At 52.2% G+C, this 26,432-nt stretch carries 20 protein-coding genes; 14 read left to right on the top strand and 6 right to left on the bottom strand.

The annotated features are described in order from the left end of the window. Positions 1-167 precede the first annotated feature (167 nt). The 9 genes from rodZ to N0B36_RS19320 all read left to right on the top strand — a co-directional run bounded on the left by rodZ (position 168) and on the right by N0B36_RS19320 (position 10,356). Complete coding sequence (gene rodZ, locus N0B36_RS19360; RefSeq protein ID WP_047501579.1) at positions 168-1,157, top strand: cytoskeleton protein RodZ; 990 nt, start codon at positions 168-170, stop codon at positions 1,155-1,157. A 26-nt stretch (positions 1,158-1,183) separates the two neighbouring features. Continuing rightward, entirely contained in the window at positions 1,184-2,302 is a 1,119-nt protein-coding gene (ispG, locus tag N0B36_RS19355) for a flavodoxin-dependent (E)-4-hydroxy-3-methylbut-2-enyl-diphosphate synthase (protein ID WP_016154000.1), read from the top strand. A gap of 110 nt (positions 2,303-2,412) precedes the next feature. Beyond that, positions 2,413-3,687 (top strand): histidine--tRNA ligase, encoded by a 1,275-nt coding sequence (gene hisS, locus N0B36_RS19350; RefSeq protein ID WP_016153999.1) that lies wholly within the window; start codon positions 2,413-2,415, stop codon positions 3,685-3,687. A 13-nt stretch (positions 3,688-3,700) separates the two neighbouring features. Continuing rightward, positions 3,701-4,321: a YfgM family protein gene (locus tag N0B36_RS19345; protein ID WP_016157128.1), complete on the top strand. Its 621-nt coding sequence runs from the start codon at positions 3,701-3,703 to the stop codon at positions 4,319-4,321. A 10-nt stretch (positions 4,322-4,331) separates the two neighbouring features. Then, complete coding sequence (gene bamB, locus N0B36_RS19340; RefSeq protein WP_016153997.1) at positions 4,332-5,510, top strand: outer membrane protein assembly factor BamB; 1,179 nt, start codon at positions 4,332-4,334, stop codon at positions 5,508-5,510. Between the two features lie 118 nt (positions 5,511-5,628). After that, positions 5,629-7,101 (top strand): ribosome biogenesis GTPase Der, encoded by a 1,473-nt coding sequence (gene der, locus N0B36_RS19335; RefSeq protein ID WP_016153996.1) that lies wholly within the window; start codon positions 5,629-5,631, stop codon positions 7,099-7,101. 300 nt (positions 7,102-7,401) lie between these two features. After that, positions 7,402-8,943, top strand: a complete 1,542-nt coding sequence (locus N0B36_RS19330) for a peptide MFS transporter (RefSeq protein WP_016157127.1) — start codon at positions 7,402-7,404, stop codon at positions 8,941-8,943. Positions 8,944-9,006: 63 nt separating this feature from the next. Next, on the top strand, positions 9,007-10,089 hold the full coding sequence (locus N0B36_RS19325) for a Gfo/Idh/MocA family oxidoreductase (protein WP_153690145.1): 1,083 nt from the start codon (positions 9,007-9,009) through the stop codon (positions 10,087-10,089). A 51-nt stretch (positions 10,090-10,140) separates the two neighbouring features. Further along, on the top strand, positions 10,141-10,356 hold the full coding sequence (locus N0B36_RS19320) for a zinc ribbon domain-containing protein (RefSeq protein WP_016157125.1): 216 nt from the start codon (positions 10,141-10,143) through the stop codon (positions 10,354-10,356). Here N0B36_RS19320 and xseA read toward each other — a convergent pair. Continuing rightward, positions 10,353-11,726 (bottom strand): exodeoxyribonuclease VII large subunit, encoded by a 1,374-nt coding sequence (gene xseA, locus N0B36_RS19315; RefSeq protein WP_080860045.1) that lies wholly within the window; start codon positions 11,724-11,726, stop codon positions 10,353-10,355. The genes N0B36_RS19320 and xseA overlap by 4 nt on opposite strands. A gap of 160 nt (positions 11,727-11,886) precedes the next feature. Between xseA and guaB the strand changes: the two genes are divergently transcribed. Next, on the top strand, positions 11,887-13,353 hold the full coding sequence (gene guaB, locus N0B36_RS19310) for an IMP dehydrogenase (RefSeq protein WP_019077375.1): 1,467 nt from the start codon (positions 11,887-11,889) through the stop codon (positions 13,351-13,353). 63 nt (positions 13,354-13,416) lie between these two features. Then, positions 13,417-14,994: a glutamine-hydrolyzing GMP synthase gene (gene guaA / locus N0B36_RS19305; protein ID WP_016153990.1), complete on the top strand. Its 1,578-nt coding sequence runs from the start codon at positions 13,417-13,419 to the stop codon at positions 14,992-14,994. A 556-nt stretch (positions 14,995-15,550) separates the two neighbouring features. Here guaA and N0B36_RS19300 read toward each other — a convergent pair. Further along, the gene (locus N0B36_RS19300) at positions 15,551-15,754 is read right to left on the bottom strand and encodes a YfgG family protein (RefSeq protein ID WP_047416419.1); all 204 of its coding nucleotides are present in this window, start codon (positions 15,752-15,754) and stop codon (positions 15,551-15,553) included. 350 nt (positions 15,755-16,104) lie between these two features. Between N0B36_RS19300 and N0B36_RS19295 the strand changes: the two genes are divergently transcribed. Further along, positions 16,105-18,375 (top strand): sensor domain-containing phosphodiesterase, encoded by a 2,271-nt coding sequence (locus N0B36_RS19295; protein ID WP_047501586.1) that lies wholly within the window; start codon positions 16,105-16,107, stop codon positions 18,373-18,375. Here N0B36_RS19295 and ppx read toward each other — a convergent pair. The 4 genes from ppx to purM form a co-directional block, all read right to left on the bottom strand. Then, on the bottom strand, positions 18,355-19,896 hold the full coding sequence (gene ppx, locus N0B36_RS19290; RefSeq protein ID WP_047501587.1) for an exopolyphosphatase: 1,542 nt from the start codon (positions 19,894-19,896) through the stop codon (positions 18,355-18,357). The two genes, N0B36_RS19295 and ppx, sit on opposite strands and share 21 nt — an antisense overlap. A 4-nt stretch (positions 19,897-19,900) precedes the next feature. Beyond that, entirely contained in the window at positions 19,901-21,967 is a 2,067-nt protein-coding gene (gene ppk1 / locus N0B36_RS19285; RefSeq protein ID WP_003835119.1) for a polyphosphate kinase 1, read from the bottom strand. 210 nt (positions 21,968-22,177) lie between these two features. Further along, complete coding sequence (gene purN / locus N0B36_RS19280) at positions 22,178-22,822, bottom strand: phosphoribosylglycinamide formyltransferase (RefSeq protein ID WP_259688843.1); 645 nt, start codon at positions 22,820-22,822, stop codon at positions 22,178-22,180. After that, positions 22,819-23,856 (bottom strand): phosphoribosylformylglycinamidine cyclo-ligase, encoded by a 1,038-nt coding sequence (purM, locus tag N0B36_RS19275; RefSeq protein WP_049041569.1) that lies wholly within the window; start codon positions 23,854-23,856, stop codon positions 22,819-22,821. The genes purN and purM overlap by 4 nt, the downstream gene beginning before the upstream one ends. Before the next feature lie 295 nt (positions 23,857-24,151). Here purM and N0B36_RS19270 point away from each other — a divergent pair, with 295 nt between their 5' ends. Continuing rightward, positions 24,152-25,582, top strand: a complete 1,431-nt coding sequence (locus N0B36_RS19270; protein ID WP_200080345.1) for a 6-phospho-beta-glucosidase — start codon at positions 24,152-24,154, stop codon at positions 25,580-25,582. A gap of 183 nt (positions 25,583-25,765) precedes the next feature. After that, positions 25,766-26,392 carry a uracil phosphoribosyltransferase gene (gene upp / locus N0B36_RS19265; RefSeq protein ID WP_003835110.1) on the top strand — a complete coding sequence of 209 codons (627 nt, stop codon included), beginning with the start codon at positions 25,766-25,768 and terminating at the stop codon, positions 26,390-26,392. The last annotated feature ends 40 nt before the right edge of the window (positions 26,393-26,432 follow it).

Below are 26,432 nucleotides of genomic sequence, written 5' to 3'. Positions count from 1 at the left end.
ATGTAGCGGCGCAACAAGCCTTTAGCCCTCAGGTTTACGTTGTTTTGTCTTTGATAGTCTGACCGTTTTATACTGTCTGACGAAGGTTAACTGACCAGATGTTTCGCGGTGTGGGTGAGCATTGTGGCTCGCCGGCATCAGAACCCAAATTTACGCAGCTGTAGCGAATGAATACTGAAGCCACGCACGACAAAAATGAAGCACTATCCACCGGCGTTCGTCTGCGCAATGCCCGTGAACAACTCGGATTCAGCCAGCAGGCAGTCGCGGAGCGACTTTGCCTGAAGGTCTCCACGGTACGTGATATTGAAGAAGATAAGGCGCCAGCCGATCTCGCTTCAACATTCCTGCGCGGGTATATCCGTTCTTATGCGCGTCTGGTGCATATTCCTGAAGAAGAACTGTTGCCAGGGCTGGAAAAACAGGCTCCGATTCGCCCAGCCAAAGTCGCACCGATGCAGAGCTTCTCGCTCGGTAAGCGTCGTAAGAAACGTGACGGCTGGTTAATGACCTTTACCTGGCTGGTGCTGTTTGTCGTTGTCGGACTGACGGGAGCCTGGTGGTGGCAGAACCATAAGGCGCAGCAGGAAGAGATCACCACCATGGCCGATCAATCCTCCGCTGAGCTGAATGCCGGTAAAGATGGTGCGCAGAACGTACCGTTAGATACCAGCGCCGCAGCGGGCCAGGATACTACCCCGGCTCCAGACGATGGCGCGGTGGCGGACGCAGCGCCTACGCCAGATGTTGCTGCAACCCCGGCACCTGCCGCTGATGCGCAGCAGAATGCCGTTGTGGCACCTTCTCAGGCTAACGTCGATACCGCAACTGCAGCGCCAGCTACCGCGGCGCCGCTGCCGACTGACCAGGCGGGTGTCACTACTCCAGCAGCCGATTCTAACGCACTGGTAATGAACTTTACCGCCGATTGCTGGCTGGAAGTGACCGATGCGACCGGAAAAAAACTGTTCAGTGGTATGCAGCGTAAGGACGGCAATCTGAATCTGACGGGTCAGGCGCCGTACAAACTGAAAATTGGCGCTCCGGCGGCAGTGCAGATTCAGTTCCAGGGTAAACCTGTCGATCTGAGTCGTTTTATCAGAACTAACCAGGTTGCGCGTCTGACCGTTAATGCCGAACAATCACCGGCTCAGTAACAGACGGCAATGCGGGAGATTTTTTAATGCATAACCAGGCTCCAATTCAACGTAGAAAATCGACACGCATTTACGTTGGGAACGTGCCGATCGGCGATGGCGCGCCCATCGCCGTACAGTCTATGACCAATACGCGTACCACAGATGTGGAAGCGACGGTTAATCAGATCAAAGCGCTGGAACGCGTCGGCGCAGATATTGTTCGTGTCTCTGTACCGACAATGGATGCAGCAGAAGCGTTCAAGCTTATCAAACAGCAGGTTAATGTCCCGCTGGTTGCCGATATTCACTTCGACTATCGTATCGCGCTGAAGGTGGCGGAATACGGCGTCGATTGCCTGCGTATCAACCCAGGCAATATCGGTAATGAAGAGCGTATTCGCATGGTAGTGGACTGCGCTCGTGATAAAAATATTCCTATCCGTATCGGCGTCAACGCCGGATCGCTGGAAAAAGATCTGCAGGAAAAATACGGTGAACCGACGCCGCAGGCGCTGCTGGAATCCGCTATGCGCCATGTGGATCACCTCGATCGTCTGAACTTCGATCAATTCAAAGTCAGCGTTAAAGCGTCTGACGTTTTCCTCGCCGTAGAATCCTATCGCCTGCTGGCGAAACAGATCGATCAACCGCTGCATTTGGGGATCACCGAAGCCGGTGGCGCACGCAGTGGGGCGGTAAAATCAGCGATCGGTTTAGGATTGCTGTTGTCCGAAGGGATCGGCGATACGCTGCGTGTCTCTCTGGCGGCGGATCCGGTGGAAGAGATCAAAGTTGGCTTCGATATCCTGAAATCGCTGCGCATTCGTGCGCGCGGGATCAACTTTATCGCCTGCCCAACCTGCTCGCGTCAGGAGTTCGACGTTATCGGTACGGTTAACGCGCTGGAACAACGTCTGGAAGATATCATTACGCCAATGGATGTTTCGATTATCGGCTGCGTGGTGAACGGTCCTGGCGAAGCGCTGGTTTCTACGCTGGGCGTCACGGGCGGTAACAAGAAAAGCGGTCTGTATGAAGACGGCGTGCGTAAGGATCGACTCGATAACGACGATATGATTACGCAGCTTGAAGCCCGCATTCGCGCCAAAGCGAGTATCCTGGACGAAGCGCGTCGTATTGACGTGCAGCAGCTTGAAAAATAACAACGTGATGGGAAGCGGCGTGCTTCCCGTGTATGATTGAACCCGCATGGCGCCCGCATTGTTCGGGTTAGCGCTGAGGGTTCATTTTTATATTCATAAAGAGAATAAACGTGGCAAAAAACATTCAAGCCATTCGCGGCATGAACGATTATCTGCCTGGCGAAACCGCCATCTGGCAGCGCATTGAAGGCACTCTCAAAAACGTGCTCGGCAGCTACGGTTACAGTGAAATCCGCTTGCCGATTGTAGAGCAGACCCCGTTATTCAAACGCGCGATCGGTGAAGTCACCGACGTGGTTGAAAAAGAGATGTATACCTTTGAGGACCGTAATGGCGACAGCCTGACGTTGCGTCCTGAAGGGACTGCGGGCTGCGTACGCGCCGGCATCGAACATGGTCTCCTGTACAATCAGGAACAGCGTCTGTGGTATATCGGGCCGATGTTCCGCCACGAACGTCCGCAAAAAGGGCGCTATCGTCAATTCCATCAGCTGGGTGTCGAAGTGTTTGGCCTGCAAGGCCCGGACATCGATGCTGAACTGATTATGCTGACCGCTCGCTGGTGGCGCGCGCTGGGTATTTCTCAGCATGTCAGCCTTGAGCTGAACTCAATTGGTTCGCTTGAAGCCCGCGCTAACTACCGTGATGCGCTGGTTGCCTACCTGGAACAGCACAAAGAGAAACTGGACGAAGATTGCAAGCGCCGTATGTACACTAACCCGTTGCGCGTTCTCGACTCCAAAAACCCGGAAGTACAGGCGCTGCTCAACGACGCACCTGCGCTGGGCGACTATCTTGATGACGACTCTCGCGAGCACTTTGCGGGCCTGTGCAAACTGCTGGAATCCGCAGGTATTGCCTACACCGTCAATCAGCGTCTGGTTCGTGGTCTTGATTATTACAACCGCACCGTATTTGAGTGGGTTACCAGCAGCCTGGGCTCTCAGGGTACCGTGTGTGCCGGTGGGCGTTACGACGGTCTGGTAGAGCAACTTGGCGGTCGCGCAACGCCGGCCGTAGGCTTTGCCATGGGTCTGGAACGACTTGTTTTGTTAGTTCAGGCAGTTAATCCGGAATTTAACGCAGATCCTGTTGTCGATATATACCTGGTCGCTTCGGGGGCGGATACGCAGTCGGTTGCAATGCGGCTTGCAGAACGTCTGCGCGATGAAGTTCCTGGTGTGAAACTGATGACAAACCACGGTGGCGGCAACTTTAAGAAACAGTTCGCCCGCGCCGACAAGTGGGGCGCCCGCGTTGCACTGGTACTGGGCGAGTCCGAAGTGGCTGACGGTACTGTTGTAGTGAAGGATTTGCGCTCTGGTGAGCAAACGGCAGTAGCGCAGGATAGCGTTGCCGCGCATTTGCGCACTCTACTGGGCTAAGGAGAAGGACAGCGTGGAAATTTACGAGAACGAAAACGACCAGATTGACGCAGTAAAACGCTTCTTTGCTGAAAACGGCAAAGCGCTGGCTGTTGGGGTCATTTTAGGGGTTGGCGCGCTGGTTGGCTGGCGTTACTGGACCAGCCATCAGACGGAGTCCGCACGCTCTGCTTCTCTGGCATATCAAAATACGGTGACTGCGGTTAGCGCGGGTAAACCGGATAGTCTTCCTGCTGCAGAGAAATTTGCCGCAGAAAACAAAAATACCTACGGCGCGTTAGCTTCACTGGAACTGGCGCAGCAGTTTGTTGACCAAAATGAACTTGAGAAAGCCGCAAGCCAGCTGCAACAAGGCTTAGCAGCGACCAGCGATGAGAATCTCAAAGCGGTGATTAACCTGCGTCTGGCTCGTGTTCAGGTTCAGCTTAAACAGGCTGATACCGCGCTGAAAACACTCGACACCATTAAAGGTGAAGGGTGGACGGCCATTGTTGCCGACCTGCGCGGTGAAGCATTGCTGAGCAAAGGCGACAAACAAGGTGCGCGTAGCGCATGGGAAGCGGGCGTGAAAAGCGATGCCTCTCCTGCTCTGAGCGAAATGATGCAGATGAAAATCAATAATTTGTCCATCTGAGAGGGACCCGATGCAATTGCGTAAATTACTTCTGCCAGGGCTGCTTTCCGTTACCCTATTGAGCGGCTGTTCACTGTTTAGTGGCGAAGAAGATGTCGTTAAGATGTCCCCATTACCGGTGGTTGAAAACCAGTTTACTCCGTCTACGGACTGGAGCACCTCTGTAGGTAACGGTATTGGTGATTTCTATTCCAATCTTCATCCTGCGCTGGCGGATAACGTTGTCTATGCAGCCGATCGCGCCGGCGTCGTTAAGGCGTTGAATGCGGACGACGGCAAAGAAGTCTGGTCTGTTAATCTGGGTGAGAAAGACGGCTGGTTCTCCCGCGCCTCTGCACAGCTTTCTGGCGGTGTAACCGTGTCCGGTGGCCATGTTTACATTGGCAGCGAAAAAGCGCAGGTTTATGCGCTGAACACCAGCGATGGTACCACCGCATGGCAGACGAAAGTTGCCGGTGAAGCGCTGTCTCGTCCTGTTGTGAGCGATGGCGTGGTATTAATCCACACCAGTAACGGTCAGTTGCAGGCCTTGAACGAAGCTGACGGCGCTATCAAATGGACCGTTAACCTCGACATGCCTTCACTGTCTCTGCGCGGCGAATCTGCCCCAGCGACCGCCTTTGGCGCAGCTATCGTTGGCGGTGATAACGGCCGCGTAAGCGCCGTGCTGATGCAGCAGGGCCAGATGATTTGGCAGCAGCGTATTTCTCAGGCGACAGGTCCAACGGAAATCGATCGTCTGAGCGACGTTGATACCACGCCGGTTATCGTCAATGGCGTTGTCTACGCGCTGGCTTATAATGGTAACCTGACGGCGCTGGATCTGCGCAGCGGCCAGATCATGTGGAAACGTGAACTGGGCTCAGTGAATGATTTCATCGTCGACGGTAACCGTATCTACCTGGTTGACCAGAACGACCGTGTACTGGCGCTGACCACCGACGGCGGTGTGACGCTGTGGACGCAAAGCGATCTGCTGCACCGTCTGCTGACGTCCCCGGTATTGTATAACGGCAATCTGGTCGTGGGTGATAGCGAAGGCTACCTGCACTGGATTAACGTTGACGATGGCCGCTTTGTCGCCCAGCAGAAAGTTGACAGCTCTGGTTTCCTGACCGAGCCGGTCTCTGCTGATGGTAAACTGCTGATCCAGGCGAAAGACGGTACGCTGTACTCTATTACGCGTTAATCGTCCCGGCCGCTCGCTTTGAAAAACGGCTCCTGGTGCAGGGGCCGTTTTACTGTTTTTAACAACGGGGCAAAAAATGTGCCCGTTGTCTGATGATTTATTAAATGAGGCTTTAAACATGGTACCTGTGGTCGCGCTTGTCGGGCGCCCTAACGTTGGCAAATCCACGTTATTTAACCGTCTAACTCGCACCCGAGATGCGCTGGTTGCGGATTTCCCGGGTCTGACTCGTGACCGTAAGTACGGTCGTGCGGAAATTGAAGGCCGCGAGTTTATCTGTATTGATACCGGCGGTATTGATGGCACCGAAGACGGTGTAGAAACCCGCATGGCGGAACAGTCGCTGTTGGCGATCGAAGAAGCGGACGTTGTGCTGTTCATGGTAGATGCGCGTGCTGGCCTGATGCCTGCGGATGAAGCCATTGCGAAACATCTGCGTTCGCGCCAGAAACCGACGTTCCTGGTAGCCAACAAAACTGACGGACTCGATCCTGATCAGGCGGTCGTCGATTTCTACTCGCTGGGTCTGGGTGAAATTTATCCGATCGCGGCATCCCATGGTCGTGGTGTTCTCAGCCTGCTGGAGCATGTTCTGCTGCCGTGGATGGATGACGTTGCTCCTCAGGAAGAAGTGGATGAAGATGCAGAATATTGGGCGCAACTGGAAGCCGAAGAGAACGGCGAAGAAGAGCCTGAAGACGACTTCAATCCGCAGGACCTGCCGATCAAACTGGCGATTGTTGGTCGCCCGAACGTAGGTAAGTCCACGCTTACTAACCGTATTCTCGGCGAAGACCGCGTAGTGGTTTACGACATGCCGGGGACCACGCGTGACAGTATTTATATCCCGATGCAACGCGATGAGCGCGAATATGTGCTCATCGATACCGCGGGCGTGCGTAAGCGCGGCAAAATTACCGAAGCAGTAGAAAAATTCTCAGTTATCAAAACGCTGCAGGCGATTGAAGATGCCAACGTGGTGATGCTGGTGATTGACGCGCGCGAAGGTATTTCCGATCAGGACCTGTCGCTGCTGGGCTTTATCCTCAATAGTGGGCGTTCACTTGTTATTGTGGTCAACAAGTGGGATGGCCTGACGCAGGAAGTGAAAGAGCAGGTCAAAGAGACCTTGGACTTCCGTCTGGGCTTTATTGATTTTGCGCGTGTACACTTCATCTCTGCGCTGCACGGCAGCGGCGTGGGTAATCTGTTTGAATCGGTCCGCGAAGCGTATGACAGCTCTACCCGTCGCGTTAGCACCGCGATGCTGACGCGCATTATGACTATGGCGGCAGAAGATCATCAGCCGCCGCTGGTGCGTGGTCGTCGTGTGAAGCTGAAATATGCCCACGCCGGTGGTTATAACCCACCAATCGTGGTGATTCACGGCAACCAGGTCAAAGACCTGCCGGATTCCTACAAGCGCTATCTGATGAACTATTTCCGTAAGTCTTTGGATGTAATGGGGACGCCGATCCGCATTCAGTTCAAAGAAGGGGAAAACCCGTTTGCGAACAAGCGTAATACGCTGACGCCGACGCAGATGCGCAAACGTAAGCGTTTGATAAAACACATCAAAAAAAGCAAGTAACCGTTGCTGATGCTGATAAAAACCCGTGCTTGTCGCGGGTTTTTTTTCGAAGTTTCATCGCCAGCCTCAGCCCGTGCGATGTCAATCACTATTCATTTTTTACCAAGTTTAAATCTAAGAAAGTAGACATTTGTCGAGTTTTCATCTTAAAGTCCGGGGGCTGGTACTAGACAAAACTAGCCTTAGGTTATCAAATGGTTAAATAAATTTTCGCCGCATGTAAAAAATCGGTCAGATACGTAACTGGCTGGCGTACATCGCGGTGTTTACACACACGACGACATAACTTTCGGGAGAATTATGCAATCCTCTGTTAATCAAAAAGAAAGCCGAACTTTCTTCGGCCATCCTTATCCGCTCGGCTCGCTGTTCTTCACAGAGATGTGGGAGCGCTTCTCGTTTTATGGTATTCGCCCGTTACTGATCCTGTTTATGGCTGCTACCGTTTATGACGGCGGCATGGGGCTGGCACGTGAAAATGCCTCGGCGATTGTGGGTATCTTTGCCGGTACGATGTACCTCGCTGCGCTGCCGGGTGGCTGGCTGGCGGATAACTGGCTCGGCCAACAGAAAGCGGTGTGGTACGGTTCCATCCTGATTGCCCTCGGCCATCTGTCAATTGCGCTCTCCGCCATTATGGGGAACAACCTGTTCTTTATTGGTCTGATGTTTATCGTGCTCGGTTCCGGTCTGTTTAAGACCTGTATTTCGGTCATGGTTGGCACGCTGTACAAAAAAGGCGATGCGCGTCGCGACGGCGGTTTCTCGCTGTTCTACATGGGCATCAACATGGGGTCGTTTATCGCGCCGCTGATTTCCGGCTGGCTGATTAAAACCCACGGCTGGCACTGGGGCTTTGGCATCGGTGGTATCGGGATGTTGGTGGCGTTGATCATTTTCCGTGTATTTGCCGTTCCATCAATGAAACGCTACGACAGCGAAGTGGGGCTCGACTCCACCTGGAATAGCCCGGTAGTGAAACGTAACGGTGTGGGCGCGTGGCTGCTGGCGCTGGCCGTCGGTGCGGCGGTTATCGTTACGCTGATAGCGCAGGGCGTGATTGTAATTAATCCGGTCGCGGTTGCCAGCATGCTGGTGTACGTGATTGCAGCCTCCGTTGCGCTCTACTTTATCTACCTGTTCATCTTTGCCGGTCTGAACCGTAAAGAGCGTGCCAGACTGCTGGTCTGCTTTATCCTGCTGGTTTCCGCCGCGTTCTTCTGGTCCGCGTTTGAGCAGAAGCCAACCTCGTTCAACCTGTTCGCCAACGACTACACTAACCGTATGATCGGTGATTTTGAAATCCCGGCGGTCTGGTTCCAGTCGATAAACGCGCTGTTTATTATCCTGCTGGCACCGGTATTCAGTTGGGCATGGCCGAAGCTGGCAAGCATGAATATTCGCCCGAGTAGCATCACCAAGTTTGTTATCGGTATCCTCTTTGCGGCGGCAGGCTTTGGTCTGATGATGCTGGCGGCGCAAAACGTTCTCAGTAACGGCGGGGCAGGCGTTTCTCCATTCTGGCTGGTGGGCAGTATCCTGATGCTGACGCTTGGCGAGCTGTGCCTGAGTCCGATCGGTCTGGCGACAATGACGCTGCTGGCGCCGGAAAGAATGCGCGGGCAGATGATGGGCCTGTGGTTCTGCGCCAGTGCGCTGGGCAACCTGGCCGCAGGTTTGATTGGCGGTCATGTGAAGGCTGACCAACTGGATATGCTGCCGGATCTCTTCGCACGCTGCTCGATTGCGCTGCTGATCTGCGCTGCGGTACTGATCATCCTCATTGTTCCGATTCGTCGCATGCTGGAGAATACGCAAACTAAACCGGCAACTAGCGCCTGATAACACCTCGATTGTGCCGGGGCAGACGTTATGTCCCGGCTATTCAATTAACGAGGTAAGAGCATGCTGTTAGGATTTGTTGGGCTTGGTGCAGTCGTTGAAACGGCATACTTGCCCGCATTACGTAATATGTTCGGTGATGCACTACGCTGTGTGGGATTTGATGTTCAACCCGCAAAGCAGCCCGCAGACGTGACACGCTGTACGTCGCTCGCTGAACTTCTTGCAATGCCGCTTGATACCCTGTTTATTACCACCGCATCCCTGCATCACCTTGATGTGCTTGAACAGGCGCTGGCGGCTCCCATCGCTCGTATCGTGGTCGAAAAGCCTATTGTCGCCACGCTTTCCCAAATTGAAAAACTGAAAACGCTGCTGGCTCAACCGGATGCTGCCAACCGCGTGCTGGCACTCGACCATTGGATGGCACGCAATGGCGCAATGCAGCTGGCGTTGGGCAAACTCGGAGCGCAGTGGCAGGGCGATAATCCGCAACAGGCACTTGTCTCTCACTTTTCACACATTGCTAAAATCGACGGTTTTTTGCAGGAACCGAGCGGGTTTAACGCTGTTGGAGAACCTATTGCGCTAAACTTTGCCACCGGTGAGCCGGATACCCGTGAGCTTCGTCATCCGGACGGTGTGATTCTGGACATTGGCACACATGTACTGGCAATGCTGCGTGAAACAGTGCGTTACCTGGGCGGTAATGACAGTATGACCTTGCAGGTGAAAAGCGCTAAAGACCGTCTGGGACGTAATATTGTAGAGGGCGACCTGACCACAGCAGAAGGAGAGGCGCATCTGCAGGGACAGATTAGCGGCATTCCGCTGGATATCTGGCTGAATAAATACGCGGGGCCGGCTGGCGGACAAAAAGGCCTGCGCCTTTGTCTGCGCGATGGTCGTGTCATTAGCCATGATCGCCGTGGTGTCGAGGATGTGCTCGAATTGATTGACGGTGATGTTGTACAACGCTGGAGTCTGCCTGGTAGCGTATATGCCCATTGTCTGGCGGAGCATATTCTGGGCGCGCAAAGTCTGTTTGAACGCAGTCCACAGGAAGTGAGCCGCACGACGCAGCGCAGGCTGGAGGAAGTGGAGTGCCTGTTAACGTTACAGCAGCAGTTACGCGGGCGGCATTAAACGCATCGTGTTAAACTCAGCGCAGTAATGGATCCCTGTACTGGAGTCGCTATGTCTATTATTTGCCCGGATTGTCATGCAGAGCTGGAGCCGCAAAACGGTATGGCGCACTGTGATAACTGTAATAAAGATATTCAGTTAGAAGCGCACTGCCCGGAGTGCAATCAGCCACTGCAGGTGCTTAAAGCCTGTGGCGCGGTGGATTATTTCTGCCAGAACGGTCATGGCCTTATCTCGAAGAAACGCGTGGCGTTTGTGCCGCTTTAATCCTGTTTTTTCCTGCGTGTTTTCTTTGTCTTCGTGACAGCTCTCACTTCGCTTTCCACCCATCCGTCAGACAGGCGGGTGGTGAGCACATCACCTGCTGTAACCTGTTTAGTCTGTTTCAGCACTTCACCCTCTTTTGCGGTCGTCACGCTATAACCGCGCGCCAGCGTGGCCAGCGGGCTGACTGCCTCAAGATGGGTAACCGCGTTGCCAAAACGCTCGCGCTGTTCGCTTAAACGCGCACGGATATTTTCCGCCAGGCGGTATTCCAGTTGCTGAATGCGTGTTTGCGCACGGTAAATACGTGGCTGCGGGTTTTGCTGATTCAGACGCTGCAGCATGCGCTGCTGACGCTGATTTGCCTGTTTAATCTTATTCTCAAGTGCGAAGTTCATTCTCTGACGCAGTCGTTCCAGCACGGTCTGTTGACGGGCCAGACGCAGTTGCGGATGCTGCTGTTGCAAGCGGTGATGAAGCTGGGTAAACCGACGAGTACGATTGGCGAGGTAGTAGTCCATCGCCATCTCCAGACGCTGCTGACCATGCTGAATTTGACGCAGCAGTTCAAGCTGATTACGGCTGACAATTTCTGCTGCCGCCGACGGCGTAGGTGCCCGTAAATCTGCAATAAAATCGGCAATAGTGACATCGGTTTCATGGCCGACGGCGCTGACGACTGGAATGCGGCTGGCAAAGATCGCCCGTGCTACACGTTCGTCGTTAAAGCTCCACAAATCTTCCAGCGAGCCGCCGCCGCGCCCGACGATCAGCACATCGCACTCGCCCCGCGCGTTCGCCAGTTCAATGGCCCGAACGATCTGCCCTGGCGCATCATCGCCCTGGACTGCGGTCGGGTAGATAATAACGGGCAGGGAAGGGTCGCGACGCTTCAGGACGTGGAGGATATCGTGCAGCGCGGCGCCGGTTTTAGAGGTGATTACCCCGACGCAGTGGGCCGGTGAGGGCAGCGTTTTTTTGAACTGCTGATCGAATAGCCCTTCAGCCTGCAGTTTGGCCTTGAGTTGCTCATATTTTTGCTGCAGCAAACCTTCGCCCGCTGGCTGCATGCTCTCAACAATTATCTGATAGTCGCCGCGAGGCTCGTACAATGTAATGTTGGCGCGTACCAGTACCTGCTGACCGTGCTGTGGTCGGAACGTTACCCGGCGATTGCTGTTGCGAAACATCGCGCAGCGTACCTGAGCGGTGTCATCTTTGAGCGTGAAATACCAGTGACCGGAGGACGGCTGCGTGAAATTCGAAATTTCACCGCTGATCCACACTTGTCCCATTTCCTGCTCAAGCAGCAAACGAACCGTCTGATTCAGGCGGCTTACGGTAAAAATTGAGGTGGTCTGAGAGGATAACATGTGAGCGGGATCAAATTCTAAATCAGCAAGTTATTCAGTCGAAAGTAACATGCTCACAGAGGAGCGCAAGGTTTTTTTGCAAAAAAGTGTGGATGCAATCGGTTACGCTCTGTATAATGCCGCGGCAATATTTAATAACCTCCCAGGTGAGATATTGCCCATGCTACGTATCGCAAAAGAAGCCCTGACGTTTGACGACGTCCTCCTCGTTCCCGCTCATTCTACCGTTCTGCCGAATACTGCTGATCTCAGCACCCAGTTGACGAAAACCATTCGCCTGAACATTCCTATGCTCTCCGCAGCAATGGACACCGTGACGGAAGCGCGCCTGGCAATTGCCCTGGCTCAGGAAGGCGGCATCGGTTTTATCCACAAAAACATGTCTATTGAGCGCCAGGCGGAAGAAGTTCGTCGCGTGAAGAAACACGAATCTGGCGTCGTGACCGACCCACAAACCGTACTGCCAACCACCACTCTGCGCGAAGTAAAAGAACTGACCGAGCGTAACGGTTTCGCAGGCTACCCGGTTGTGACTGAAGATAACGAACTGGTCGGCATCATCACCGGTCGTGACGTACGGTTTGTGACTGATCTGAATCAGCCGGTTAGCGTCTACATGACGCCGAAAGAGCGTCTGGTGACCGTTCGTGAAGGCGAAGCACGCGATGTTGTCTTTGCCAAAATGCACGAAAAACGCGTCGAGAAAGCGCTGGTTGTTGACGACAGCTTCCATCTGCTCGGCATGATCACCGTTAAAGATTTCCAGAAAGCGGAACGTAAACCTAACGCCTGTAAAGACGAGCATGGTCGTCTGCGCGTTGGGGCTGCTGTAGGCGCAGGTGCGGGTAATGAAGAGCGTGTTGACGCGCTGGTTGCCGCTGGCGTTGATGTACTGCTGATTGACTCCTCTCACGGTCACTCAGAAGGCGTACTGCAGCGTATCCGTGAAACTCGTGCTAAATACCCGGATCTGCAGATCATCGGGGGGAACGTTGCGACTGGTGCAGGCGCTCGCGCGCTGGCGGAAGCCGGCTGCAGCGCTGTTAAAGTCGGTATCGGCCCAGGCTCCATCTGTACTACCCGTATCGTTACCGGCGTAGGTGTACCGCAGATCACCGCCGTTTCTGACGCTGTTGAAGCGCTGGAAGGCACTGGTATCCCGGTTATTGCCGATGGCGGTATTCGTTTTTCCGGCGACATCGCAAAAGCGATCGCTGCGGGTGCTTCTGCAGTGATGGTTGGCTCTATGCTGGCGGGGACTGAAGAATCTCCGGGCGAAATCGAACTGTATCAGGGCCGTTCTTACAAATCATACCGTGGTATGGGCTCTCTGGGCGCGATGTCCAAAGGTTCTTCCGACCGTTATTTCCAGAGCGATAACGCCGCTGACAAACTGGTCCCGGAAGGTATCGAAGGTCGCGTTGCGTATAAAGGTCGCCTGAAAGAGATCATTCACCAGCAGATGGGTGGCCTGCGCTCCTGTATGGGTCTGACCGGCTGTGGTACTATCGACGCGCTGCGAACAAAAGCAGAGTTTGTACGTATCAGCGGTGCGGGTATTCAGGAAAGTCACGTTCACGATGTGACCATCACCAAAGAGTCCCCTAACTACCGCATGGGCTCCTGATAAGTTTCCGCGCCCGGCTATATGCCGGGCGAATTTGTTTCACTTGCCTCGGAATTAGCGTCAATGACAGACAATATTCATAAACATCGCATTCTCATCCTTGATTTCGGATCTCAGTACACTCAGCTGGTTGCTCGTCGCGTACGTGAACTGGGCGTCTATTGTGAACTGTGGGCGTGGGATGTTACGGAAGCACAAATTCGCGAATTCAACCCAAGCGGTATCATTCTTTCCGGTGGTCCGGAAAGCACCACTGAAGAAAACAGCCCGCGTGCGCCGGAATACGTTTTCACAGCGGGCGTGCCTGTGTTCGGCGTGTGCTACGGCATGCAGACTATGGCAATGCAGCTCGGTGGCCATGTTGAAGGTTCTAACGAACGTGAATTCGGCTATGCGCAGGTTGAAGTTCAGACCGACAGCGCGCTGATCCGCGGTATTGAAGACTCTCTGACCGCAGACGGCAAACCACTGCTGGACGTGTGGATGAGCCACGGCGACAAAGTGACCGCTATTCCGGAAGGTTTCGTGACCGTTGCCAGCACCGACAACTGCCCGTTTGCCATCATGGCGCACGAGGAAAAACGTTTCTACGGTGTGCAGTTCCATCCGGAAGTTACCCACACCCGTCAGGGGATGCGCATGCTGGAGCGTTTTGTGCGCGACATCTGCCAGTGTGAAGCGCTGTGGACCCCGGCAAAAATTATCGATGACGCCGTTGCCCGCATTCGTGAGCAGGTTGGCACTGATAAAGTGATCCTCGGCCTCTCCGGCGGCGTTGACTCCTCCGTCACCGCGATGCTGCTGCACCGTGCAATTGGCAAAAACCTGACCTGTGTGTTCGTCGACAACGGTCTGCTGCGTCTCAACGAAGCTCAGCAGGTGATGGATATGTTCGGCGACCATTTCGGCCTGAACATCATTCATGTTGAAGGTGAAAAGCGTTTCCTGGACGCGCTGAAAGGCGAGAACGATCCGGAAGCTAAACGTAAAATCATCGGCCGCGTGTTCGTGGAAGTCTTCGACGAAGAAGCGCTGAAGCTGGAAGACGTTAAGTGGCTGGCGCAGGGAACCATCTATCCGGACGTGATCGAATCCGCGGCTTCTGCCACTGGTAAAGCGCACGTCATCAAATCTCACCACAACGTGGGCGGTTTGCCGAAAGAGATGAAGATGGGTCTGGTTGAACCGCTGCGTGAGCTGTTCAAAGACGAAGTGCGTAAGATTGGTCTGGAACTGGGTCTGCCGTACGACATGTTGTACCGTCACCCATTCCCGGGGCCGGGTCTGGGCGTACGCGTGCTGGGCGAAGTGAAGAAAGAGTACTGCGACCTGCTGCGCCGTGCGGATGCTATCTTCATTGAGGAACTGCACAACGCTGACCTGTACAACAAAGTGAGCCAGGCGTTCACCGTGTTCCTGCCAGTACGTTCCGTTGGCGTCATGGGCGATGGCCGTAAGTACGACTGGGTTGTTTCCCTGCGTGCTGTTGAAACCATCGACTTTATGACCGCGCACTGGGCGCACCTGCCGTATGACTTCTTAGGCCGCGTCTCTAACCGCATTATCAACGAAGTTAACGGTATTTCCCGCGTGGTGTATGACATCAGCGGTAAGCCGCCAGCTACGATTGAGTGGGAATAATATTCCTCCCGTTTAGCGGTTTCTGAACCGGTAGTATGTAAAAGCCCTCTGTTTACAGAGGGCTTTTTATTGCGCGAATTTTATCGATGCGACAGTCCTGCTCGATAGTAGGGTTAATCACACACTTAACGTCTGCGATCCATTCAACACCGCTTCTTATTTACGGAAATAATGAAAAGTACTCATGGTATTACCCTGTGGAATTTAATAATGGTAACAATTCAGATAAGCATTTAATTTCATGCTAAATATGAATGTTTTAGTCAGTGATATTTTCTAGCGATATTAATTAGCGTCTATTTGAGCGCAGTGTATCTTTTTTATATCCAGTACACTGGAACGTAAAAAAATCAGCGCGAATGGCGCGGTGAAGTGGGATTAAAAGATGGTGTATTTGTGCGAAAAACACGGTTGATTATCCGATATATCAGCACGTGTGGGTGGGTAAGACTGCGTGAAGTTTCATCACTCAAATCCCTTACCGGATGGTTAAATGTCAGGCGATTAGCCATCCGGTAAGGAATCTTAATGCTGTGGGTATCATCGGCGCGAGCGGTCAGCGTACGTCAGTTTGTGCAGGAGATGCCTGTTGCGGCAGGGTGATCTGCTGAGATTCTTTTTTGTTCTGGTGGTGGTGCCACGCACCTATGGCGGAGTAGACGAAGCGTCCGAAGAAGAAAAGAAAGCTGATAAGCAGTACGATCCGGATCATGCGACTGTTAAATCGGTGTCGTTTGCGTAGGCTGGTAACCTGGCTCACAAAAGGTTCCTTGTAGTGTACCCAACTGAGGGCGATAGTCACATTAAGGCATACTGTGAGGGAATGGTCAATTTTTCCTTATGTAAAATTGATTCAGTTGTTTTATCTATTTATGTTATGGAAATTAATATTATTATTTGCATTAATAATGAGATAACGATAAAAAACCATGAAAAGAGTAATAATTGATTAATGAGGGACTTATTTATTGATATGTATCAAGCATCACCCTTTGCTGACAACTAGAATTGATGAGTCATTTTAATGTATTTAACTTTATCGTTTTAACGTCAGGTGGGATGCCTGTCCGAATACCCCCTGCAGGATGTGCGGGATTCTACTGAGCATCTATGAAACTCAATAAAAATTATATTGGTATTAGAGATAGATGGTGGGCGTTACCTCTCATCTTGCCTTCCTTGCTGTTGCCTATATTGAGCACTGCTAACACCTATGCCCATATTAGTACCGGGAACGTAATTCTTTTCTACCTGCCTTTAGCGCTAATGGTTAGCCTGATGTTGTTTTTCGGTTGGGCGGCATTACCAGGAATTATCATTTCCATCATCTGGTACAAATATCCGCAGGTTGGGTTATTTGAAATGCTCTCAATAATTTCGCACTTTATAGTTACGATAGTGCTTAGTTGGGGAGGGTATAAAGTTTTTGCTCCCCGGCGTAATAACGTTTCTTACGGTGACTCCCACCTGATGTTTCAGCACATGTTTTGGCAGGTTTTCTGCCCGGCAACGCTGTTTCTGCTATTCTTCCATTTCGCCGCGTTTGTGGGCGTCTATGAGAGCAAATCCGGCATGGTGGGCGTTATGCCCCTTAATACCGGCACGTTGATCAACTATCAGGCCATGCTGGCCGGGAATCTGGTTGGGGTTCCACTGTGCTACTTTATCATTCGCACGATTCGTAATCCTTTGTATATCAGAGGCTATTTATCTCAGTTAAAGCAGCAGTTTGACACCAAAGTTACCAAAACAGAGTTTGCGGTCTGGCTGATTATATTGACCATACTAATGACATTGTTGTGTATGCCGTTAGATGAGCAAAGCTCGATATTTAGCACGAATTATACCTTGTCACTGCTGCTGCCCGTCATGCTATGGGGAGCAATGCGTTACGGTTATAAATTTATTTCGTTAATATGGATGCTCGTACTCATTACAGCAATTCATTATTATCAACGCTATATGCCCTGGTATTCGGGTTACGATGTGCAGCTTGCCATTACCTCATCGAGTTACCTGGTTTTCTCCTTCATCGTGAATTTTATTGCCGTACTGGCAACGCGCCAGAGAATTGTTGCCAGACATTCTCATCGTCTGGCCTTCTTTGACCCCATGGTGCATATTCCGAATTTGCGCGCTTTGAACCGGGATTTGAGAAAGGCGCCATGGTCAGTGCTTTGCTTTTTGAGTGTTCCGGGTATGGAACTGCTGGTGAAAAATTACGGCATTATGCTGCGTATCCAGTACAAGCAAAAACTTGCCCAGTGGGTAAAGCCATTGCTGAAACAAGATGAGCATGTCTATCAGTTATCGGGTAATGATTTAGTGCTGCGTTTTAACACCGAGTCGCATCAGGAGCGTATTGAAGCGCTGGACAGGCATATCAAGCAGTTTCGTTTTATCTGGGATGGCATGCCTTTACAGCCGCAGGTGGGGATTAGTTTTTGCTATGTCCGTTCTCCTGTTAACCACATCTACTTGTTACTGGGGGAGTTAAGCACCATCGCCGAGCTTTCTCTGGCGACTAATGCGCCAGAGAATTTGCAGCGCCGAGGCGTGATGCACCTGCAACGTGACCTGAAAGATAAGGTTGCGATGATGAATCGTCTGCAGCTGGCGCTGGAGCACAATCGCTTTTTCCTGATGGCGCAGCCGATTTCAGGCGTGCGCGGCGATGTTTATCACGAAATTCTGCTGCGGCTAGAGGGGGATGATGGTAAAACCATCGGTCCTGACAGCTTCTTACCGGTAGCGCATGAGTTTGGATTGTCATCCAGCATCGATCTGTGGGTGATTGAAAATACGCTGAAGTTTATGGCGCAGAATCGGGAAAAAATGCCCGCCCGTCGGTTTGCTATTAACTTATCTCCCACGTCGGTATGCCGTGCCCGGCTTCCGCATGACATCAACCAGTTGCTGATTAAGTACAAAGTTGAACCGTGGCAGCTGATTTTTGAAGTAACGGAAAGCAATGCCTTAACCAATGCGGAACAGGCGCAGGCAACGTTACTGCAGCTGCAATCATTGGGCTGTCAGATTGCGATTGATGATTTTGGTACCGGATATGCCAGCTATGCGCGGCTGAAGAATGTGAATGCCGATATCCTGAAAATTGATGGCAGCTTTATTCGCAACATCGTTTCGAATAGCCTCGACTATCAAATCGTGGCCTCTATTTGCCATCTGGCGCGGATGAAAAGAATGCTGGTGGTCGCGGAGTACGTCGAAAGCGAAGAAATACGCAGTGCGGTAATTTCGCTGGGGATTGATTACATGCAGGGGTATCTGATTGGTAAACCGCAGCCGTTGCATGAAATGCTGGAAGAACAGGTGCCAGAAGAACTGGCACCTGCTGAGAGCTTATGCGGCGATATCGGGTGAACTCTCTTCTTCAATTTTGAGTCGCCAGCCGGTAACGGCTTCCCAGTATTGCTGCTCTTTTTCCAGATCGAGCAGCACCAGCGCATTCTGGCTAAACCAGTCATGCGGAAAGCGTAAGGTCCAGTGGTTGTCGTCGGTAATTAGGGTCAGCGTCGGTGGCGTGGTGGTCGCCTGTCGCTGATTATTCAGCAGCACGCCCAGGCGCAACAGCTGAATTAACGGCAGAAACTGTTTTTTCTTGAACAACGTAAAGCGGGGCAAATCATCCAGTTTCACCGCTTTGCGATGATATCGAACCAGGGTTGCCATCATCAGCTGTTGTTCCTGATTGAAACCCGGTAAATCGCTGTTTTGGAGGATATACGCCGAGTGGCGATGTAAACCGCTGTGGTTGATGTTCAGCCCAACCTCATGCAGCATCGCCGCCCAGCGCAGCAACGCTTCCAGTTGTGGATTGGCCAGCTTTGGCTGCTGCGTATGCCACTGATCGTACATTTGCATCGTCGTTTCCAGTACGCGCCGGGCCTGTTCGCTGTCGATGTTGTACTGGTTCGCCAGGCTGCTCGCGGTACGGCTGCGAACGTCCTGGTGGCGAAAACGACCTTCCATCTCATACAGCACGCCTTCGCGTAGTGCGCCATCAGAAAGGCGGAGTTCGCGGATAGCCAGTGCGTCAAAAACGCCGCACAGAATCGCGAGTCCCGGCACAAACACCGCTTTTCGCTCTTCAGACAGCCCCGGCAGGCTGAGCGCATCGAATGACGCATGCTTCAGCACTTCGGATCGCAGTTTGTCCAGGCGTTCAGGGGTGATAAAACCATCTTTCTCGCCCATCTCCAGCAGCACTTCGTGTGCCGCTTTAATCGTGCCCGACGCGCCCAGCGCAACGTTCCAGCCCTGAATGCGAAACTGCCAGGTTAAGGTTTCAAGCTTTTGCGCTGCCGCCATGCGCGCACGCTGGAAGTTTTCTCGACTAATAGCGCCGCCCGGGAAATACATCTGAGCAAAACTGACGCAGCCCATACGACGGCTTTCCACCAGTTTGGGCTCGAAATCTTCGCCGATCACCAGTTCTGTTGAACCACCGCCGATATCAATAACCAGCTTACGACCCTTTTCCGGCTGGGTGTGCTCCACGCCCATAAAAATCAGTCGGGCTTCTTCATTACCGGAAATAATCTCAATCGGGTAGGGGATAACTTTTTCTGCTCGCTTGAGAAACTCGGTCGCATTTAGCGCCTGACGCAAAGTATGGGTTCCCACGATGCATACACTTGATGGGGGAAAGCCCTGCAGACGTTCGGCGAACAGCGACAGGCAGCTTAATCCGCGCTCCATTGCCTCTTCGCTCAGCTTGTTATCTTCGCCGAGGCCATCCGCCAGATGAACGCGCTGTTTCAGTCGCCCGATAATCTGCATTGCGCCATCAACCACGCGGGCAATGACCATATGGAAACTGTTTGAACCAAGGTCGACCGCAGCAAATTCCTGCGGTCGTGGAGTCTTGTCGTGTATTGGCATAGCGTTAGTCAGGTTGCTCGAGTGATTTGATGTAGTCGTATATCGCCAATTGTGACTGAACCTTACGGCGGTTTCCGCGTGGTACGTAGCGATTACTGAGTTCTTTATCGATGAAGCGAGCCTTCACCGTGTCGCTGAACAGGATATCGATAATATCCAGCACCCGTTGCTTAAGACGCGGGTCCAGCAGCGGTGTGGCGACTTCGATGCGATAGTCGATATTCCTGGTCATCCAGTCTGCGGAGGAGAGGTATACCTGCTTGTCTCCACCGTTTTCGAAGATATAAACCCGGTCGTGTTCAAGGTAGCGGTCAACTATGCTTATCACGCGAATATTGTCGCTAATGCCTTCCAGGTTCGGAATCAAAGAGCACATACCGCGAATCAATAAATTGACTGGCACGCCTGAGCTTGAGGCCGCATAGAGACGATCAACCAGGCCTTTATCGACCAGGTTATTCAGTTTTAGGGTGATACCGGAAGGCTGTCCTTGCTGCGCGTTGGCGATTTCTTTGTCAATCATCGCGTACAGCAAACGGCGCGAGTTCTGCGGAGAAACCAGCAGATAATCGAACGTCACCGGACGATACGGGTTCTCGATGAAGTTGAACACCCGACGAACCTCGTTGGTAATGCGTGAGTCGGCGGTAAGTAACGAGTAGTCGGTATAGAGACGCGCCGTTTTTTCGTTGAAGTTCCCCGTCCCGATATGTGCATAGCGCACAACTTCATCACCTTCTTTACGCGAGATAAGGAACAATTTGGCGTGAATTTTCAGGCCCGGCGCGGAGAAGATAACGTGAACGCCTGCCTCGGTAAGACGCTTGGCCCAATGAATGTTGGCTTCTTCATCAAAGCGAGCCTGCAACTCCACCACCACGGTGACTTTCTTACCGTTGTGCGCAGCATGGATCATCGAATCAATGATGCGCGAGTCTTTGGCCACACGGTAGATGTTGATTTTTATCGCCAGCACGCTCGGGTCGAAAGAGGCCTGGCGCAACAGTTCAAGAACGTGCTCAAAAGTGTGATACGGATAATATAGCAGCACGTCGCGTTCGCGAACGGCGTCAAAGCCGTTACGAAACTTCTCGTTATCGAACCAGATATGGCGCAAACGCGGCAGCGGTTTGTTCACCAGGTTAGCTTTGCCAACGTTGGGGAAATTAATAAAGTCTTTGAAGTTATGGTAACGCCCGCCGGGAACAATCGAGTCGTAGCGAGAAATCGTCAGCTTTTCACGCAGTACCTCGACCAGCGCATTGGGCATGTCGCGCTGATAGACAAAACGTACAGGCTCTGCGGTCAGACGCTGTTTCAGGCTGGACGACATCAGCTCCATCAGGCTCGATTCCATCTCGTGCACCAAATCGTATTCGGCATCGCGAGTCATTTTCATCGAATAGGCGTTCAGCGCATCGTAATCAAAGAACCCTTTGAAAATGTCGTCAAGGCAGTAGCGTAAGATGTTGTCCAGCAGGATCATCGGTTTGCGACGGCGCGGGGTTTCCGGCGGTAGATTCACAAAACGGGGAACCTTGTCGGAAGGGATTTCCAGCAGCGCATAGCGGATCGTATCGCCGCGGATAATTTCCACCGCCAGATAGGTGTAGTCATCTTTCAGAAACTGAACTAAATCCGTCTCGCGGTTAATCAGGATCGGTGTAATGTGCTGGCGAAGATATTGTTTGAAGTAGTGGCGTAACCAGCTCTGTTGATTGACCGACAACTGACGTTCATTGATAAGGAAAATCTGGTTGCGCGCCATCTCCAGCAGCAACTCGTTGTACAGGCCGTCAAATTCCTGATCGGCTTTTAATACACGGGCCTGGATTTTACCTAACAGATGGCGGGAGTGAGAGTTTGAACCCTGTTCTTCGCTAATAATGATTCGGCGCTTCAGTTCGGCAAAACGAACCTTATAAAACTCGTCGAGATTATTGGAATAGATGCCTAAGAAACGCATCCGTTCGATCAACGGGTTTGACTTATCAGCAGCTTCCTGGAGTACACGTTCGTTGAACGCTAACCAGCTGAGTTCTTTCTCGATGTATAGCTTTTCCTGACCCATTACCACTTTTACTCCGTTTCATTCACGGGACACTACCGATTTATTATGGCGAGCATTGCTCTCAGATGTCCAACAGTGCCAGAAAAATATGACAATAAACCGTCTGATAGCAAAGAGAAAGGGGGAGCGTAGATGAATACCGGAGATGTTAACCGGAAAAGGTATTTATGCCTGTAAACCGGATGATGAGATCCGGTTTACAGGTTGATTTTATTCTTCGTCGGCGGCGTAGCCTTGTGGCGGCAGACAAACGCCGTCCAGCCATGCTGCGTTATCACGCATCTTCAGGCGACCATCAGTAAACCAGCTTACCACCAGCGGGTAAATGGTATGTTCCTGGGTCTGGACTCGTGCCGTGACATCATCTTCGCTGTCGCCTTCAAATACCGGAACCTTGGCCTGGAGAATAACCGGTCCGCCGTCCAGTTCATCTGTGACGAAATGGACGGAAGTGCCATGCTGTTCATCGCCGTTTTCCAGAACCTGACGGTGCGTGTGCAGGCCAGGATACTTCGGCAATAAAGAAGGGTGGATATTCAGCAATCGTTCAGAATAGTGAGCAACAAACGTCGGACTTAGAATGCGCATATAACCGGCCAGCACCACGAGATCGGGGGCATAAGCGTCGATCTCTTGTATCAGTTGCTGGTCGAATGCTTCGCGACTGGCAAACTGGGCGGCTTCCAGCGAGTGTGCAGGAATATTCGCTTCGCGTGCGCGCTCAAGGCCGAACGCATCGGCCTTGTTACTGAATACTGCACGTATGGTGCCATTGATTTTATTCTGTTCGCAGGCATCCATTATCGCCTGCAAATTGCTTCCGTTGCCGGAAATGAGCACCACAATGTTTTTCATTCAATGACCACACGCTGTTCGGAATCAGAAGCTTTGATGATACCGATTTTCCATGCGTTTTCACCTTTCTCATTGAGCAAAGCAAGGGCTTTGTCCACTTCAGAAGCTGGCAGGGCGATAACCATGCCTACGCCGCAGTTAAAGGTGCGATACATCTCATGCTGGCTGACGTTACCCGCCGTTTGCAGCCAGTTGAAGACGGCTGGCCACTGCCATGAAGATTCGTCGATCACAGCCTGCGTGTTGTCTGGCAGAACGCGTGGAATATTTTCCCAGAAACCACCGCCGGTCAGGTGGGCAATGGCATGCACATCAACCTTCTCAATCAGTTCCAGAATGGATTTGACATAAATGCGGGTCGGGGCCAGTAAGTGATCGGCCAGCGGCTTGCCTTCAAGCTCGGTGATTTCCGGGTCACAACCGCTGACTTCAACAATTTTGCGCACCAGAGAGTAGCCGTTGGAGTGCGGACCGCTGGAGCCGAGTGCAATCAGTACGTCGCCGTCAGCCACTTTTGAACCGTCGATGATCTCAGATTTTTCGACGACGCCAACGCAGAAGCCTGCCACGTCGTAATCTTCGCCGTGGTACATCCCCGGCATTTCAGCCGTTTCACCGCCGACAAGCGCACAGCCAGACTGCAGACAGCCTTCGGCAATACCGTTAATGACGCTGGCTGCGGTATCCACATCCAGTTTGCCGGTAGCATAGTAGTCGAGGAAAAACAGCGGCTCAGCGCCCTGAACCACGAGGTCGTTGACGCACATTGCGACGAGGTCAATGCCGATAGTGTCGTGGCGTTTCAGATCCATCGCCAGACGCAGTTTTGTGCCGACGCCATCAGTGCCGGAAACCAGTACCGGTTCACGATATTTTTGCGGCAATGCGCACAGCGCACCGAAGCCACCCAGACCACCCATAACTTCCGGACGACGAGTTTTCTTTACTACGCCTTTGATTCGATCAACCAGAGCATTACCTGCATCAATATCAACACCGGCATCTTTGTAGCTAAGAGAGGTTTTATCGGTCACTGCCTGCTTCCCCACATGTTTACTTGCAGTAAAAGTTAAATTCGGCGCAATTCTAACAGGGAAAGCAAACGTTTGCGAGCCTGCTCTGCATCAAGTTTTATGTGCTGATTTTTTCAGCATTTTACAATCATTTATCTATTTGTTTGAACTGCGCCACGAAAATGAAACCGGGTACAGTCTTGTGCTTGAAACCTGCCTGCTGAATACACAGTATCGTACTGAAACCGGTTTCTGTTTTCTGTTGCAGACCTCATCAACAGCGTTTGGCACAGAGTAATCACGAGAGGGGAAGGGTATGTCAGGATTTAAAGCAGATTTCATGTGGGGTGGTGCCGTAGCCGCTCATCAACTGGAAGGTGGCTGGCAGGAAGGTGGAAAAGGAATTAGCGTTGCCGATGTCATGACGGCGGGGGCGTATGGCGTGGCGCGTGAAATCACTGACGGTGTGATTGCCGGTAAAAACTACCCTAACCACGACGCCATCGATTTTTATCACCGCTATAAAGACGACATTAAACTGTTTGCCGAAATGGGGTTTAAATGTTTTCGCACTTCGATTGCCTGGACGCGTATTTTCCCTTTAGGCGACGAAGCGCAACCCAATGAGGCTGGCCTGCAGTTCTATGATGACCTGTTTGACGAATGCCTGAAATATGGCATTGAACCGGTGATTACGTTGTCGCATTTCGAGATGCCATACCATCTGGTGACGGAATATGGCGGCTGGCGTAACCGCAAACTTATCGATTTCTTTGTCCGTTTTGCCGCAGTGGTTTTTACCCGTTACCAGCACAAAGTGAAGTACTGGATGACGTTTAATGAAATTAACAACCAGGCAAATTATCACGAAGACTTCGCGCCTTTTACTAACTCTGGCCTGAAATATCAGCCCGGTGAAGACCGCGAGCCGGTTATGTACCAGGCGGCGCACTATGAACTGGTGGCAAGCGCGCTGGCGGTAAAGGCTGCGCGTGAGATTAACCCGGCATTGCAGATAGGGTGCATGATTGCCATGTGTCCTATCTATCCACTGACCTGTGCGCCGGACGATATGATGATGGCGATGAACGCCATGCACCGGCGTTACTGGTTTACCGATGTCCATGTGCGCGGCAAATACCCGCAGCATCTTCTCAACTACTTTGCCCGGCGTGGCTTTGATCTTGATATCACCGAGGAAGACCGTCAGGCGCTGACCGAGGGGGGGGTCGATTACATCGGCTTTAGCTACTATATGTCTTTCGCAACGCAGGCCACGGCAGACAACCCACAGCTGGACTACGACGAGTCGAAAAGTCTGGTTTCCAACCCGTACGTGCAGAAATCGGACTGGGGCTGGCAGATTGATCCCGTTGGTCTGCGCTATTCGCTGAACTGGTTCTGGGATCATTACCAACTGCCGCTGTTTATCGTCGAAAACGGCTTTGGTGCGATTGACGTGCAGCAGGCCGACGGATCGGTGGATGATTCCTATCGTATTGACTATATGGCCGCACATATCAGCGAAATGAAAAAAGCGGTAGTGGAAGATGGCGTGGACCTGATGGGTTATACCCCGTGGGGCTGTATTGATTTAGTCTCGGCCGGGACGGGGGAGATGAAAAAACGCTACGGCTTTATCTATGTTGATAAAAATAATGACGGAAGCGGAACGTTAGTACGCTCGCCGAAGAAATCTTTTTCATGGTATCAAAACGTTATCCAGACCAATGCTGAATATCTATAAAATTCATAGTATTGACAGCCAACCCCGCCAATAATGCGGGGCTTGTTTTATACTCATCATCCAGACGCAAACGACTTTGGTTGATCCATATCAAGCGTATCCAGTGTTGCGCCAGAGACGAAAAGCGGTATAATCCGGCGATTTTTTTTGTGGTTGCCACTCGTCTGAGGAAAGGAGAAGAGTATGAAGATCGTGGAAGTCAAACACCCACTCGTCAAACACAAGCTGGGACTGATGCGTGAAAACGACATCAGCACTAAACGCTTTCGTGAACTCGCCTCGGAAGTTGGCAGCCTGCTGACTTATGAAGCAACCGCTGGTCTGGAAACCGAAAAGGTGACCATTGAAGGCTGGAACGGTCCGGTTGAAGTTGACCAAATCAAAGGTAAAAAAATCACCGTTGTGCCAATCCTGCGTGCGGGCCTGGGCATGATGGAAGGCGTACTGGAAAACGTTCCGAGCGCGCGTATCAGCGTGGTTGGTATGTACCGTAACGAAGAAACGCTGGAGCCGGTTCCGTACTTCCAGAAGCTGGTATCTAACATCGATGAGCGTATGGCGCTGATCGTTGACCCGATGCTGGCAACCGGCGGTTCCGTTATCGCCACCATCGACCTGCTGAAAAATGCAGGCTGCACCAGCATTAAAGTGCTGGTCCTGGTTGCGGCACCGGAAGGTATTGCGGCACTGGAAAAAGCGCACCCGGATGTTGAGCTGTACACGGCCTCCATCGATCAGGGGTTGAACGAGCACGGATACATTATTCCGGGGCTCGGCGATGCCGGCGATAAGATTTTTGGTACCAAGTAAACGAATAAGTGAAAAGAAGCCGACTTTAAGAGTCGGCTTT

The sequence above is a fragment of the Citrobacter sp. XY323 genome, from assembly GCF_025106035.1.
Taxonomy (GTDB): Bacteria; Pseudomonadota; Gammaproteobacteria; order Enterobacterales; family Enterobacteriaceae; genus Citrobacter; species Citrobacter braakii.
This window is presented reverse-complemented; position numbering and strand designations above follow the sequence as displayed.

Excerpts from the sequence above, each read along its gene's own strand:
- N0B36_RS19295 (WP_047501586.1), top strand. The coding sequence starts at position 16,105 with ATGAAACTCAATAAAAATTATATTGGTATTAGAGATAGATGGTGGGCG.
- xseA (WP_080860045.1), bottom strand. The coding sequence starts at position 11,726 with ATGTTATCCTCTCAGACCACCTCAATTTTTACCGTAAGCCGCCTGAAT.
- guaB (WP_019077375.1), top strand. The coding sequence starts at position 11,887 with ATGCTACGTATCGCAAAAGAAGCCCTGACGTTTGACGACGTCCTCCTC.
- ppx (WP_047501587.1), bottom strand. The coding sequence starts at position 19,896 with ATGCCAATACACGACAAGACTCCACGACCGCAGGAATTTGCTGCGGTC.
- upp (WP_003835110.1), top strand. The coding sequence starts at position 25,766 with ATGAAGATCGTGGAAGTCAAACACCCACTCGTCAAACACAAGCTGGGA.
- N0B36_RS19270 (WP_200080345.1), top strand. The coding sequence starts at position 24,152 with ATGTCAGGATTTAAAGCAGATTTCATGTGGGGTGGTGCCGTAGCCGCT.
- N0B36_RS19330 (WP_016157127.1), top strand. The coding sequence starts at position 7,402 with ATGCAATCCTCTGTTAATCAAAAAGAAAGCCGAACTTTCTTCGGCCAT.
- der (WP_016153996.1), top strand. The coding sequence starts at position 5,629 with ATGGTACCTGTGGTCGCGCTTGTCGGGCGCCCTAACGTTGGCAAATCC.
- purN (WP_259688843.1), bottom strand. The coding sequence starts at position 22,822 with ATGAAAAACATTGTGGTGCTCATTTCCGGCAACGGAAGCAATTTGCAG.
- N0B36_RS19320 (WP_016157125.1), top strand. The coding sequence starts at position 10,141 with ATGTCTATTATTTGCCCGGATTGTCATGCAGAGCTGGAGCCGCAAAAC.
- guaA (WP_016153990.1), top strand. The coding sequence starts at position 13,417 with ATGACAGACAATATTCATAAACATCGCATTCTCATCCTTGATTTCGGA.
- ispG (WP_016154000.1), top strand. The coding sequence starts at position 1,184 with ATGCATAACCAGGCTCCAATTCAACGTAGAAAATCGACACGCATTTAC.
- bamB (WP_016153997.1), top strand. The coding sequence starts at position 4,332 with ATGCAATTGCGTAAATTACTTCTGCCAGGGCTGCTTTCCGTTACCCTA.
- rodZ (WP_047501579.1), top strand. The coding sequence starts at position 168 with ATGAATACTGAAGCCACGCACGACAAAAATGAAGCACTATCCACCGGC.
- ppk1 (WP_003835119.1), bottom strand. The coding sequence starts at position 21,967 with ATGGGTCAGGAAAAGCTATACATCGAGAAAGAACTCAGCTGGTTAGCG.
- N0B36_RS19325 (WP_153690145.1), top strand. The coding sequence starts at position 9,007 with ATGCTGTTAGGATTTGTTGGGCTTGGTGCAGTCGTTGAAACGGCATAC.